At 62.9% G+C, this 12,508-nt stretch carries 13 protein-coding genes and 1 tRNA gene; 6 read left to right on the plus strand and 8 right to left on the minus strand.

Annotated elements, in window-relative coordinates:
* Positions 1 to 25: 25 nt before the first annotated feature.
* Positions 26 to 661 (plus strand): hypothetical protein, encoded by a 636-nt coding sequence (locus tag Q0X18_RS10355; protein ID WP_297561969.1) that lies wholly within the window; start codon positions 26 to 28, stop codon positions 659 to 661.
* 66 nt (positions 662 to 727) lie between these two features.
* On the opposite strand, the gene rplS is transcribed toward Q0X18_RS10355, so the two are convergent.
* The 7 genes from rplS to truD form a co-directional block, all read right to left on the minus strand.
* Positions 728 to 1,171, minus strand: coding sequence for a 50S ribosomal protein L19 (gene rplS, locus Q0X18_RS10360; RefSeq protein WP_297561972.1), 444 nt, complete (start codon positions 1,169 to 1,171; stop codon positions 728 to 730).
* A gap of 133 nt (positions 1,172 to 1,304) precedes the next feature.
* Positions 1,305 to 2,039, minus strand: coding sequence for a tRNA (guanosine(37)-N1)-methyltransferase TrmD (trmD, locus tag Q0X18_RS10365; protein ID WP_297561974.1), 735 nt, complete (start codon positions 2,037 to 2,039; stop codon positions 1,305 to 1,307).
* Positions 2,040 to 2,048: 9 nt separating this feature from the next.
* On the minus strand, positions 2,049 to 2,537 hold the full coding sequence (rimM, locus tag Q0X18_RS10370) for a ribosome maturation factor RimM (RefSeq protein WP_297561977.1): 489 nt from the start codon (positions 2,535 to 2,537) through the stop codon (positions 2,049 to 2,051).
* A 15-nt stretch (positions 2,538 to 2,552) separates the two neighbouring features.
* The gene (locus tag Q0X18_RS10375) at positions 2,553 to 2,771 is read right to left on the minus strand and encodes a KH domain-containing protein (RefSeq protein ID WP_015586465.1); all 219 of its coding nucleotides are present in this window, start codon (positions 2,769 to 2,771) and stop codon (positions 2,553 to 2,555) included.
* Positions 2,772 to 2,846: 75 nt separating this feature from the next.
* Complete coding sequence (gene rpsP, locus Q0X18_RS10380; RefSeq protein ID WP_013013291.1) at positions 2,847 to 3,092, minus strand: 30S ribosomal protein S16; 246 nt, start codon at positions 3,090 to 3,092, stop codon at positions 2,847 to 2,849.
* A gap of 84 nt (positions 3,093 to 3,176) precedes the next feature.
* Entirely contained in the window at positions 3,177 to 4,481 is a 1,305-nt protein-coding gene (gene ffh, locus Q0X18_RS10385; RefSeq protein ID WP_297561988.1) for a signal recognition particle protein, read from the minus strand.
* Between the two features lie 125 nt (positions 4,482 to 4,606).
* Entirely contained in the window at positions 4,607 to 5,686 is a 1,080-nt protein-coding gene (gene truD, locus Q0X18_RS10390) for a tRNA pseudouridine(13) synthase TruD (RefSeq protein ID WP_297561991.1), read from the minus strand.
* A 75-nt stretch (positions 5,687 to 5,761) separates the two neighbouring features.
* Here truD and tilS point away from each other — a divergent pair, with 75 nt between their 5' ends.
* The 3 genes from tilS to Q0X18_RS10405 all read left to right on the plus strand — a co-directional run bounded on the left by tilS (position 5,762) and on the right by Q0X18_RS10405 (position 7,937).
* Entirely contained in the window at positions 5,762 to 7,270 is a 1,509-nt protein-coding gene (gene tilS, locus Q0X18_RS10395) for a tRNA lysidine(34) synthetase TilS (protein WP_297563069.1), read from the plus strand.
* Between the two features lie 71 nt (positions 7,271 to 7,341).
* Positions 7,342 to 7,433, plus strand: a tRNA-Ser gene (locus Q0X18_RS10400).
* A gap of 96 nt (positions 7,434 to 7,529) precedes the next feature.
* A complete protein-coding gene (locus Q0X18_RS10405; RefSeq protein WP_297561994.1) occupies positions 7,530 to 7,937 on the plus strand; it encodes a YbjN domain-containing protein in 408 nt (135 codons plus the stop codon).
* A 6-nt stretch (positions 7,938 to 7,943) separates the two neighbouring features.
* Here Q0X18_RS10405 and Q0X18_RS10410 read toward each other — a convergent pair whose 3' ends face one another.
* Positions 7,944 to 8,648: a YkgJ family cysteine cluster protein gene (locus tag Q0X18_RS10410; protein WP_297561996.1), complete on the minus strand. Its 705-nt coding sequence runs from the start codon at positions 8,646 to 8,648 to the stop codon at positions 7,944 to 7,946.
* A 102-nt stretch (positions 8,649 to 8,750) separates the two neighbouring features.
* Here Q0X18_RS10410 and glgP point away from each other — a divergent pair, with 102 nt between their 5' ends.
* Positions 8,751 to 11,267: an alpha-glucan family phosphorylase gene (gene glgP, locus Q0X18_RS10415; RefSeq protein WP_297562000.1), complete on the plus strand. Its 2,517-nt coding sequence runs from the start codon at positions 8,751 to 8,753 to the stop codon at positions 11,265 to 11,267.
* A 69-nt stretch (positions 11,268 to 11,336) separates the two neighbouring features.
* Entirely contained in the window at positions 11,337 to 12,500 is a 1,164-nt protein-coding gene (locus Q0X18_RS10420; RefSeq protein WP_297562002.1) for a serine hydrolase, read from the plus strand.
* The last annotated feature ends 8 nt before the right edge of the window (positions 12,501 to 12,508 follow it).

Here is a 12,508-nt window from a genome sequence, read left to right on the forward strand (position 1 = left end):
TACAATGGCCCATCAAGGAGGCAGTATGAACAAACTACTGGTTGGCATGGGAATCTTCCTTTCGGCCCTGGTGCTGGCTCAGGCCGCCCAGCGAACCTACCGGCTCATCGTCAACGGGCAGGCCCAGACCACTCCGGCCATTGTGGTGAACGGCAAAACCTACGTACCCCTCGAGGCCCTGCAAAAAGCCGGGGCCCAGGCCAGCCTGCAAGGGGGCGAGCTGCGGGTGCAGTTTATCCCGGTAGGGGGGCAACAGCAGGCCCTGCTGCTCGAGGGCAAAAAAGGCGAGTGGCTCTCCAACGGCACCTGGCGGCTGCGGGTGCTGGATGTAGCCCCCGGCACCAACCCCTTCTTCGGCTCGGGGCCGGGGTATGTGGTGCGGGTGGAGGTGCGCAACCTGACCAGCGGCAAAACCTCGCTGCTCAAGACCGGCTTCGATAGCTTCCAGCTTCTGGACAGCCAGGGCAACCAGCTGGTCGCGGCCAGCTTTGGCGAACAGTACACCGACATCCCCCAGGCCGACGGGGTAGTCATCGCCCTGCGCTTTGGGCCCAACCCCAGGCTCGAGGCGATTGGGGCGCCCGACAAGCTGCTGGTCAACTTCCGCCCCAGCGGCGGCAAACCCGCCCTGAAGGGTTTCCGGGTATTCCTGGCAGAGTAACCAGGTAGGCAACCACAGCACAAACCGGGGAGGTCGTCCCTCCCCGGCTTTACGCATTCCGGCCGATTATTCTTTGTTTTCCTCGGCCGCAGCGGCTGCTTTGGCTTCGGCGGCCTCTCTGGCAGCAGCAGCCCGGGCCTCGACATCTTCGTTGAGGCGCTTACGGTCGCCCTTGATGCGGGCAGCCTTGCCGCGCAGCTCGCGCAGGTAGTACAGCTTGGCCCGGCGCACCTTACCGCGGCTCATCACCTGCACGCTCTCAATCAGGGGCGAGTTGAAGGGAAAAATGCGCTCTACGCCCTCGTTAAAGGAGATTTTACGCACCGTGAAAGCGCTGTTGAAGCCGTTGCGCTTGATCTTGATCACCACGCCTTCGTAGGCCTGCACACGGGTACGGTTGCCTTCGACCACCTTGTAGTTGACCCGTACGGTATCGCCCGGCTTGAACTGGGGGATGTCGGTACGGGTGTACTTCTTCTCGACTACCTTCAGCAATGCGCCACGGTTCATGGTCTGACTCCTTGCTCCAGCGGAACCTACTTGTGCGCCCTTTGCCATTGCGGCCAGACTGCGGGTTCATGGATGGTTGCCCTCAAACGTATCCGCCCTGCAGATACTCGGGACAGGTCAGCAAGTTGTGATTCTAGCAGCCAGGACACTCGTTGTCAAAGTCGCTTTCCTCGAGCCAGACCAGATCCTTGGGGGTCAGTTCGGCCCGCTCGAGCAGGTCGGGGCGGCGGGCTTTGGTTCTTTTAAGGGCCTGTTTGCGCCGCCACTCGGCAATTTTGGCGTGGTGGCCTGAGGTCAGGATTTCCGGCACCGCCAGGCCCCGGAACACCGGCGGGCGGGTGTAGTGGGGGTAGTCCAGCAAACCCGTAGAGAAGGAGTCTTGCCGATGGCTCTCGGCCTCCTTGATGACCCCCGGAAGCAGGCGGGCCGTGGCCTCCAGAATCACCAGGGCGCCCAGCTCACCCCCCATCAAGACATAGTCACCGATTGAGATCTCGCGGGTCACAAAGTGCTCTACGCGCGCATCGATACCCTCGTAGCGGCCACAAACCAGCACCAGGTGCGACTTGCCGGCCAGTTCTTCCACCAGAGGCTGGGTAAGCGGCCGGCCGGCCGGGGTCAGCAAAATCACCTCGTCGGCGGGGCCGGCGGCCTCGATGGCCCGCACCACCACATCCACCCGCATCACCATCCCCGCCCCGCCGCCGTAGGGGGTATCGTCCACGGTTTTGTGCTTGTCCTCAGTGTGGGTGCGAATATCGCGGATGTCTACTTCAATCAGACCCTTCTGGATGGCTTTCTGGATAATAGATTCCTCTGTCCAGGGACGCACCAGATCGGGGAACAGGGTCAGGATGGTGTATTTCATAACGCGCGGCTAATCGAACAGGCCGGGTATGGCCTCGATGTAGATACCGTCGAACTCCACCTTGACGTACGGGGCCTGAAAGGGCACCATATAGGTTTTGTGCTGGGCCCGCAAAGAAGTACCCCTGGCTTTGATAATAAGCCGCTCCTGCGCGCCATCCTCGACGTCCACCACTTCGCCAAAGGGCTGTCCGTCTACAAAAACCGGCCGGCCAATCAGCTCGAAGTAGTAGTACTCGCCCGCTTCCAGCGGGGGTAGGTCGGCCTGATCGGCATATACCCGCAAACCCACCAGTTGCTCGGCTTCCTGGCGGCCCTCCACACCCGTTAGAAACAGCACTATTTCCCCACTGTGCTCTTCAATTTCTTCGATGGCGCGGTAGCCCAGGCCCTCGAGGTAGATGCGCTCGAGGTCAAAAATCACCGGCTCTCCCCGAAACTTGAGGCCCCCCGCCATGCCATAGGCTTTTCCGATGCGTCCAATTTCAATGCGCCGCATACTGTACGGAAGTGCTTAACGAACTTCCACCGAAACCCGGCCCTTGGCAAACGAGCGCACCACCGTGCGGATGCTCTCGATAACGCGGCCCTGCCGGCCGATAATCCGGCCTTTGTCTTCGGGGTGGGTCTCGATGTAGTACACCAACCCTTCGCGCCCCCGGCGCTCATCCACACGAATCGAGGCCGGGTGGTCGACCACTGCTTTTGCCAGGTACTCCACGAGGTCTTTCATAAACATTAGCCTAAAGCCTTAAGTCGAAAGCCGAAAGCCCGGGGTTTTGGGCCTTCGGCTTTTGCTGGGTTGCTATTAGGCCCCAGGGTTGGCCTGTTTGATGAGCTTTTTTACGGTATCGGTGGGCTGGGCACCCACCCCCAACCAGTACTGCAAGCGCTCCTGGTCGATCTTCAGCCAGTCTTTGGTGGTCTTGCGGGGGTCGTAGTAACCGATGCGCTCGATGTAGCCACCATCGCGCTTGGTACGGCTGTCCATCACCACAATGCGGTAATGAGGGTTGCCTTTGGAACCGAAACGGGACAAACGAATCTTGGTCATGTTTTACTCCTTTGTGTTGTCTGAAGCGCCCTCTGGACGCACTGTCAGCCACAGGCTTTGGTATTTCTGCCTGCAACCCAAGACCTATCTCCTGAACAAACCCCGCCCCCCTCGAGCCTGCTGCTTGGCCAGGGTTTTCAGCATCTGCTTGGTGTCCTCGAAGGTTTTGATGAGGCGGTTAACCTCCTGCACCGTGGTGCCAGAGCCCGCCGCAATGCGCTTGCGGCGCGAGGCATTCAGAATGCGGGGGTCGCGGCGTTCTTTGGGGGTCATGGAGAGCACGATGGCCTCCATACGGTTAACCTGCTTTTCGTCGACCGAGAAGCCAGGGGGCAGCATTCTGGATATACCCGGTATCATGCCCAGGATCTCGGTGAAGCTGCCCATCTTGCGCATCTGGCGCATCTGGGTGATGAGATCCTCGAGGGTGATCTCCTTGAGGTCTTTTTGCGGGGCCTCGAGCTCGGCCTGCCTGGCTTTCTCCAGAAGGGTCTGCAGGTCGCCCATGCCCAGAATGCGCTGGGCCAGCCGGTCGGGATAGAAGGGCTCCAGGCCCTCGATTTTTTCTGAAACCCCCGCAAAGTAGATGGGTTTGCCGGTCACGTAGCGGGCCGAAAGCGCCGCGCCGCCCCGGGCGTCGCCGTCGAGCTTGGTCAGGATCAGGCCGGTGACCCCAATGCGCTCGTCGAAGGCTTTGGAGACGCTCAGGGCCTCCTGGCCGGTCATGCTGTCCACCACCAGCAGGGTCTCGGAGGGGCCCAGCACCTGCTTGAGCTGGGCCAGCTCGTCCATCAGGGCCTGGTCGATCTGGAGGCGGCCCGCCGTGTCTACGATCACCAGGTCGCGGTAGTCGAAGGTCAGGTGTTGTTGCAGGCGCGCGCGGGTGGTCTCGGGCCGCTCGCCATCGGCGACCTCGAGAACCGGCACCCCAATTTTCTCACCCAGGATGCGGAGCTGCTCGCGGGCCGCGGGCCGCTGGGTATCGGCCGCAACCAACAACGGGCGCCGCCCCTTGGACTTGTAGAAGTGGGCCAGCTTACCCGAGGTGGTGGTCTTACCCGAGCCCTGCAACCCCACCATGAACCACAGGTTGCCTTCGTTCTTGAGCAGGGGCTGTTTGGCCTCCCCACCCAGCATCTCAACCAGCTCTTCGTAAACCACGCTCAGGATCTGCTCCGCCGGGGTCAGGCTCTCCAGCACGGCCTGGCCCAGGGTTTTCTCCTGCACCTTGTTTACGAAGTTTTTAGCCACCTCGAAGTTGACATCGGCCTCCAGCAACGACATACGAATCTCGCGCAGGGTGGCCTTGAGGTCGGCTTCGGTGATACGCCCCCGCCCACGCAGCTTGTCAACTGCGGCTCGGATGCGCTGGGAGAGGCTTTCAAACATAAGTATGCCCAAGAAACCACTAAAGGCGTTTTTGCGATTTTTGGCCCACGTTTTGCAGGCCGCTCGCTAGGGTAGCAGCAAAAGGTTGAGCGTGTCAATATCAAGGTTGCTCGAGGCCGAGGCCTCTACTCCTCCATTTCGGCTTCCAGCTCCCCCTCCTCGGGATTTCGCTTCATCACCTCGCGCAGCACCGCGGTAGCGTAGGCCCCCTTGAGCAGAAAAAAGCTCACCCAGAGCCCTTCCGCAGCTTCTTCCACACCCCACTCGGTAAGGGGGAAGCGGATCAGGCGGCGATCCCCCCGGCGCGAGGCAAAGTGGCCGCGCTCGAGTTCGTATTTCTGCAGTACCTGGTCTTCCAGGGCGCGGGCCGGCCCCTGGGCCTCGCGGTATTTTTTACCGTAGAGGGGCCCGGTTGCGCTGATTTCAAAACGCAGGGCTCGAGGGTTCTCGGCCTCGGCGTCCTGCACCACAAACTCTCCGCCGGTGTCGTGTTTTTTGGCTACATCCCCTTCGATCACCTGCCCAAAGAGTCCCATCTGCAGGCGCAGGGCCAGCCAGTCGTTGAAGAGCAGGCTTTGCAGGCTCGAGACCAGAAATTTCTTTAGCCAGGAGGGGGCGTGCACCTTACCCTGCTTGACCAGCTCATAGCCCTTGAGCGGGTTCAATCCTCCGATGCCAAACCGCTGGGGGCCGTAGTAGTTGGGCACCCCCTGGCGCTCAAGCGCCAGAAAAATAGCCTCGGCTCGATACCGGGACAAGCCGGCCCCATCCCCGCTGCGGATCAGAATGCGGAAGCGATTGCCCCGCAGATGCCCCACTTTGAGCTTGTGGGGGTGCAGGGCCCGCTCCAGCACCCGCACCCCCTCCAGCCCGGCCAGCCCCTCCAGGCGCGCCTCGTAACGGGCCGGGATGCTGAACCACTGCCGGGTGAGGGCGTGCTTGTCCTTGAGGCCGGCCACCCCGATCTGGGCCTCGTTAATCTGCAGGCGGTCGCGCAGGAACTCGAAAATTGCCCGGGTGGTCAGGCCCACTTTCTCGATGCGCACGAAGAGGTGCTCCCCACTGCCCAGCGGGCTGTAGGCCGGTACCTCGTCCACCTGGAAATCCTGGGGCTGGTGGCGAATCACCCCATCCACCCCCGGCAGGTCTGGGGTCAGGTACGGATAGGCGTTGAAGTCGAAGCGTAGGTTGGGCAAGGTCGGCATAGCCTATAGCATATAGGCGTGGATTTAGTGGAGGCCAGCCAGCTTGAAGCCCAGTTTGCTACGCACCTGACCCGCATGGTGCCCGAAGGAAGCCTGGTGGCCGCCGTCTCGGGTGGGGGTGACTCGGTGGCGCTTTTGCTTTTGCTTACCTCCACCCCCCGCAAGGTGGTGGTGGCCCACCTCGATCATTCCCTTAGGCCCGAATCGGCCCAGGACGCGCTGTGGGTCAAAGCCCTGGCCGAACGCCTGGGCTATCCCTTTGAATCGGAGCGGCTGGACGTGGCCAAAATTGCCGCGGAGCGGGGGGGGAACCTCGAGGCCACCGCCCGCGAGCTGCGCTATGGCTTTCTGGCTAAGGTAGCCAAAAAGCACCAGGCCCAGGCCATTCTGACCGCCCACACCGAGGACGACCAGGCCGAAACGGTGCTGTTGCAGCTCGTGCAGGGCACCGGCCGGGGCCTGGGCATGCGCCCTAAACGGGGGAAGGTGGTGCGACCTCTGCTCGAGCTGAGCCGCAGCACTTTGCGGGCCTATCTGAAGTGCAAACAGCAGGACTGGCTCGAGGATGTCTCCAACGCCGATACCTCGCTGGATCGGAACTTCCTTCGTCACGAAATTTTCCCCCGGCTCAAAGCGCGTTTTCCCCAGACCCAGACCGCCCTGGCCCGCTTCGCCGCCATCTCCCAGCTCGACGACGAAGCCCTCGACCCCCTGGCCGAACAACTCCTGCTGCGTGACCGGCGCTGGCCCTGCCCGGCCTACCGCATCGCGCCGTTGCTTCAGGCCCCGACGGGTCTGCGCCGGCGGGCCTTGCGGCAGATGCTCGAGCACCTCAAGCTGCGCCCCGAGATGGGCTGGGTGGTGCAGCTCGAGCGGGCCTTACAGGGCGAAGCCTTTACCCTCCCCGAAGGCTGGCAGGTGCGCCGGCGCGACGGCACCCTGTTTCTGATTCCCCCGGTGATAGACACCTTCCCCCCCTGGCAGGGCTCGAGGCTCCCCCTGCCCGGCGACCTGATCGACCTGCCCAGGGGCCTGGTGCGGCTGGTGGACTTTTTCACCGAACACAGCCTCCCCCCCGAACTCAAGCAGGCCTGGCCGGTGCGCGCGGTGGGCAATGTGGTGCGCGAGGTCTGGAACCTCTGGCCCGAGTCGGAGGATCTGGAGCATATGCGCAGCGCCCTCGAGCAGGCCCGGCTGGCCCAGCAAGAAGGCGAAGTGCCCATCGGGGCCGTGGTGGTCTGGGATGGCGAGGTGCTGGCCGGGGCCCATAACCGGGTGGAGCTAACCCGCGATGCCACCGCCCATGCCGAATTGCTCGCCTTGCAGCAGGCCCTCCACAAACGGCACAGCAAGGTGCTGCCCGGCGCTACCGTGTATGTAACCCTCGAGCCCTGCCCCATGTGCTTCGGCGCGCTGATGGAAGCCCAGGTGCGGCGGGTGGTGTATGCGGTGGAGAACCTGAAGGCCGGGGCCGTGACGGTGCATCGTATGAAACCCCCCTTCGAGTGGGAAGGGGGCTGGCTCGAGCGCGAATCGGCCAAACTGCTGCGGGACTTTTTCTCCCAGAAGCGCGCGCAGCCCTGAGGGTGACTTTGCCGGCAAGTTGTGCTAAAGTCTCTATTCGGCACTACCAAACCGTTCGGTTTGGCGGCTATGGAGGGGTGCCGGAGTGGTTGAACGGGCCGGTCTCGAAAACCGGTATAGGGGTTGCCCCCTATCGAGGGTTCGAATCCCTCCTCCTCCGCCAAAACATGCAACCCATGGTATTGGTGCCCATATCGCTGGTGGGATGCTGGGTTGTATTTCCCTACCAGGGTTCTGGATTTAGTTTATAACGAGACAAATGGATACGGTTCTGCGTGAAGTCACCACCGAAGAGGTGCGAATCCTTCTGGATCAGTTTGGCCTCAATGCCGAGCAGGTCAAAGAAGACCTGTTTAACCTAGAACTGCCCAACGGCCTGCGAGGCCATCTGATTACCTATGGTGATCCGCATGTAAGCAGCCTGCAATTGCGGGCCGGATTCTCGGGCTTCGACCGGGTAGAGCCACGCCATCTGCTCAACTGGAACCGGCGTTACCGCTTCAGCAAGGCCTACTTCGACGCCGACAACGACCCTGTTTTGGAAAGCGACCTGCGCCTTGAAGGGGTTACTCCAGAGGCCATCCACGCCTTCGTGCGCGATTTCGGCGACCAGGTCACCCTGTTTTTCTCTTATCTGCGCATGATTGATGCCGGCTTGGTGGAGTAGCCCGCATCAACCCACCCAAAAGCCATGGCCTCCCCCCAGCAGCCGGCGTTTTTCCAGGGTTTGCCGAACCGCTTCCAGTCCCCCTTGTAAAGCCGCCTGGAAGTCCCGCTGTCCGAGCAGGAAAATTAAGCCTATTAGCTCCCCAATCACGGTGAAGCCGCGCTCCTGCTGTTCTGTGGCCCAGAGTTTTTGGGCGGTGCGTTCGGAAAGCTGCCAGGGTACTTTCAGGTAGTGTTCGGGGCCATGCCAGGGCTTCAGCTGCGCCTTGTACGCAGTTTTTTCACGGCCCCGAAGAGCTGGCACAACCCCCGGCACGCAATAACGAGCTGAGAGGTTGGTCAATAGCCCGCGGCAGGCCAAAGGACGATATGCGTGCACCGAGCAGGCCCCCTCCGGCGTAAGCAACGGGCAGGGACGGTTTTCCAGGAAATACCGGGTGGGAAAATCGGGCTGGTGCTTTTGTCGAGCAATGCGCGCAAGTCTTTTGGGGCCTTCGGCCTCGATACGGGCCAAGGCCTGGGGCTGGTGGGCCTCGAGCGCCTCCCGCAGATACTCCGCCTCCGCCAGTCCAACCACCACCCAGGCTGAGCAGCAGGCCTTGCAACCCGGGCCACAGCTCACCCGTACCCCGCGCTCCGCAAGATAAGCCGCGGTGCGGCGATCGAGTCGCTCATGGGCTTTGGCTACCGTCCGATGCAACGAATGGTTCATCGTCCAATGATAGCTTCGCCCCTCCTTAAAACCCACCCGAAACAAAGCTGTCCGGATTCTGATCGTTCTTTACCGGATGTAGTGTAAAATCTCACCTTGATTATGAATGCAATCGGCCGAATCGTCAGCATGCCCAGCCTACCCGAACCCCTCAAGGGCCTCGGCGAGCTGGCCTATAACCTGTGGTGGAGCTGGAACCCCGAAGCCCAGCACCTCTTCGAGCAGATCAATCCTTCGCAGTGGAAGCGCTTCCGCGCCAACCCAGTTCGGGCTCTGCTAGAAGCCGACCCCGAGCGTTTAGCGGTGCTGGCCGAGAATGCCGGCTATGTGGGCGCCGTGGAAGCCACCCTCGCCAACTTCCACCGCTACCTGCAAAGCCGCCCCAAGAAAACCCCGCGCATTGCCTACTTCTCGATGGAGTACGGCTTTCACGAGTCGCTGCCCATCTACTCGGGCGGTCTGGGTATCCTGGCCGGCGATCACATCAAGTCGGCCTCCGACCTGGGGCTTAGCCTGACCGGCATCGGGATGTTCTACCACGAGGGCTACTTCCGCCAGCAGCTTACCCCCGAGGGCCAGCAGCGGGAAGTTTACGAAGACCTGCTGCCCGAAGAACTGCCGCTGGTGGTGGTCAGCAAAGATGGCAAGCCTCTCAAGGTGGGGGTGGAGTTTCCCGGACGCACCGTATATGTGATGGCTTACAAGGCGCAGGTAGGCACCATTCCGGTCTACCTGATGAGCACCAACCTGCCCGAAAACCGGCCCGAAGACCGCGCCCTCACCGCCCGGCTCTATGCGCCTGGGCAGGAAATTCGCATCGAGCAGGAGATGATTCTGGGTATTGGCGGGGTGCGCCTGGTGCGGGCCCTGGGCCTGAACCCTGAAGTCTGGCACATGAACGAGGGCCACGCGGCCTTTTTGGGGCTCGAGCGCATACGCGAGATGGTGGCCGCCGGAAGCTCTTTCGGCGAGGCCCTCGAGGCCACCTCGGCGGGGGCGCTCTTCACCACCCACACCCCCGTGCCCGCCGGACACGACAGCTTTCCGCTGGATCTGGTGGAGCGCTACCTGGACGGCTGGTGGAACAAACTGGGCATCAGCAAGGAGGAGTTTATCGCCCTGGGCCGCGAGGAAAAAAGCTACGGCCCGGTCTTCAGTATGTCCAACCTGGCCCTCCACACCTCCCGCGCCGCCGGGGGGGTCTCGGCCCTGCACGGCGAGGTCTCGCGCGAGATGTTCCAGCACCTGTGGAAGGGCCTCGAGCCCGAGGAAGTGCCCATCGGGCACATCACCAACGGCATTCACACCTTTAGCTTCCTGCACCCCGAGATGCACGCCCTTTACGAGCGTAGCTTCCCCAAAACCTGGGCCGAGCAGCTCCACGACCCCAGCCAGTGGACGGTAGACCGGCTCGAAGAGGACGAGCTCTGGCATATCCGCAACAAGCTGCGGGCCAGGCTGGTGGAGGAAGTGCGGGTACGTTTGTTTGAACAGCGCCGCCGCAACGGCGACCTCCCGGCCAGCCTGCGGGCAGCGGAAAAAGTGCTCGACCCCAGCGTGCTGACCATCGGCTTTGCCCGCCGCTTTGCTACCTACAAGCGGGCCATCCTGATGTTCACCGACCCCGACCGGCTGGTCTCCATCCTGAATGGCCCCCTGCCGGTGCAGTTTGTGTTTGCTGGTAAAGCCCACCCCAAGGACGAGCCGGGCAAGGAGTTCATCAAGAAGCTGGCCGAGAAAATCAAGGAACTGGGTCTCGAGGACAAGATGATTCTGCTCGAGGACTACGACATGGGCCTGGCCCGCACCCTGGTGCAGGGGGTGGACGTCTGGCTCAACACCCCCCGCCGCCCCATGGAAGCCTCGGGCACCTCGGGCATGAAGGCGGCCCTCAACGGCGCTTTGAACTTCTCGGTTCTGGACGGCTGGTGGGCCGAGGCCTTCAACACCACCAACGGCTGGGCCATCGGCGACGACCGCACCTACGCCACCGAGGAGGCCCAGGATCACGCCGACGCCCAGAGCTTCTACGACACCCTGCAATACGAGATTATCCCACTGTTCTATGCCCGGGGCGCGGTAGGCACCCCCAGCGGCTGGCTGGCCATGGTGCGCGACAGCATCCGCACCTGTGGCCCCACCTACTCGGCTCAGCGCATGGTGGACGAGTACCATCGCAAGTTCTATACCCCACTGGCCCAGCGGTCGGCCCACCTGATGGAGAAAAACGCGGCCGCCCTGAAGGAAGTGGCCCGCTGGAAAGCGCAGGTACAGGCCGCCTGGAACAACGTAAAAGTCTGGGTCGAGGCTCCCCATGCCGCCGCCAACCAGCCCTTGCAGTTGCGGGCGTTTGTGCAGGCCTACGGCATCCCCACCGAGACCCTGCGGGTCGAGCTGGTGGTGCGGCGCAGCAGCGGCGATCTGGAAGTGGTGGCCCTCCAGCACGCCGGCCAGGAGCGCGACGCGCTGCTCTACACCGGCAGCTACCTTCCGGCCCGCCCCGGCAGCTACGAGTACGGGGTGCGGGTGAGGGCTATACACCCCGAGCTATCCAACCCCCGCGAAGTGGCCTTTGTGCAATGGGCTGACACGGCGGCAGAAGAACTGGTGAAAGTGTAGCGCTGCGTAGAAAACCAGATTACTGGCCAGAGCCGCCCTTCGATCTGCTAGGGTAAGGGTATGTATCCCATGCGTTTGGTAGTCCTATTCCTGTTCGGCGTGCTATTCGCAGTCGCACAGGCCCCCATCACCCCCAAAGCGGCCCTCGAGCGCCTCTTCACCGAGCGCCCGGCCAGGGCCGGGTGGTTTGCCCCGGCCTTCTTGCAGCAGGTGCCGCTGGCCCAGGTAGAGGCCATTCTCCAGCAACTGCTGGGCGGGCTGGGGCGCTACGAGGGCGTGGAGCCGGACGGCCCCAACTTTCGGGTGAGCTTCGAGCGCGGCGTGGTGCCCGCACAGATCTCGCTGGACAGCGAGGGGCGCATCCAGGGGCTGTTCTTCCGTCCGCCCCAGCCCAAGGCCGCCCTGACCCCCGAACAACTCCTGGCCGAGTACCGCAAGCTACCGGGAGAGGTCAGCGTGCTGGTGCTGGAAGGCCCCCAGGAGCGCCTAAGCCTGAACGCCGACCGCGCGCTGGCGGTGGGCTCGAGCTTCAAGCTGGCCGTACTGGAAGCCCTGCGCCAGCAGATCGAGGCCGGGCAGCGCCGCTGGAGCGATACCGTGCCGCTGCGCCCGGAGTGGAAAAGCCTGCCCAGCGGCACCCTGCAAAACCTGCCCGACGGAACCCTCCTGAGCCTCGAGCAGTACGCCACCCAGATGATCTCCATCTCCGACAACACCGCCACCGACGCGCTAATAAGCATTGTCGGGCGGGCCGAGGTGGAAAAGCTCGCCCCCCGCAACCGGCCTCTCCTGACTACCCGCGAGGCTTTTGTGCTCAAGAACCCGCAAAACCGGGAGTGGCTCGAGCGCTACCGGGCCAACCCCGCGGAGCGGGCCACCCTGCTGCCCCAACTGGCCCGCCTGCCCCTGCCCGACGTGAGCGTGTTTGCCGGGGGGCCGGTGGCCATTGACGTAGAGTGGTTTTTCAGCACCCGCGAGCTTTGCACGCTGATGGGCCGGGTACAGGCCCTACCCCTGATGTCGCTCAACCCCGGCCTTGCCAACCCCGCCGACTGGCAGCGCGTGGCCTACAAAGGGGGCTCCGAGCCGGGCGTCCTGAACCTGACCACCTGGCTTACCGCCAAGGATGGCAGGCAGTACTGCGTCTCGGCCACCTGGAACAACCCCCAGGCCCGGCTCGACGAGAACCAGTTCTTCTTGCTCTACACCAGCCTGCTAAACAGCTTGAAGTAGACTGACCC

The organism is Meiothermus sp., assembly GCF_026004075.1.
Taxonomy (GTDB): Bacteria; Deinococcota; Deinococci; order Deinococcales; family Thermaceae; genus Meiothermus.

Bases quoted from the DNA above. Each gene is read 5' to 3' on its own strand.
- trmD (WP_297561974.1), bottom strand. From the start codon at position 2,039: ATGAAATACACCATCCTGACCCTGTTCCCCGATCTGGTGCGTCCCTGG.
- Q0X18_RS10355 (WP_297561969.1), top strand. From the start codon at position 26: ATGAACAAACTACTGGTTGGCATGGGAATCTTCCTTTCGGCCCTGGTG.
- Q0X18_RS10420 (WP_297562002.1), top strand. From the start codon at position 11,337: ATGCGTTTGGTAGTCCTATTCCTGTTCGGCGTGCTATTCGCAGTCGCA.
- Q0X18_RS10375 (WP_015586465.1), bottom strand. From the start codon at position 2,771: ATGAAAGACCTCGTGGAGTACCTGGCAAAAGCAGTGGTCGACCACCCG.
- rimM (WP_297561977.1), bottom strand. From the start codon at position 2,537: ATGCGGCGCATTGAAATTGGACGCATCGGAAAAGCCTATGGCATGGCG.
- Q0X18_RS10410 (WP_297561996.1), bottom strand. From the start codon at position 8,648: ATGAACCATTCGTTGCATCGGACGGTAGCCAAAGCCCATGAGCGACTC.
- ffh (WP_297561988.1), bottom strand. From the start codon at position 4,481: ATGTTTGAAAGCCTCTCCCAGCGCATCCGAGCCGCAGTTGACAAGCTG.
- Q0X18_RS10405 (WP_297561994.1), top strand. From the start codon at position 7,530: ATGGATACGGTTCTGCGTGAAGTCACCACCGAAGAGGTGCGAATCCTT.
- truD (WP_297561991.1), bottom strand. From the start codon at position 5,686: ATGCCGACCTTGCCCAACCTACGCTTCGACTTCAACGCCTATCCGTAC.
- rplS (WP_297561972.1), bottom strand. From the start codon at position 1,171: ATGAACCGTGGCGCATTGCTGAAGGTAGTCGAGAAGAAGTACACCCGT.
- tilS (WP_297563069.1), top strand. From the start codon at position 5,762: ATGGTGCCCGAAGGAAGCCTGGTGGCCGCCGTCTCGGGTGGGGGTGAC.
- glgP (WP_297562000.1), top strand. From the start codon at position 8,751: ATGAATGCAATCGGCCGAATCGTCAGCATGCCCAGCCTACCCGAACCC.
- rpsP (WP_013013291.1), bottom strand. From the start codon at position 3,092: ATGACCAAGATTCGTTTGTCCCGTTTCGGTTCCAAAGGCAACCCTCAT.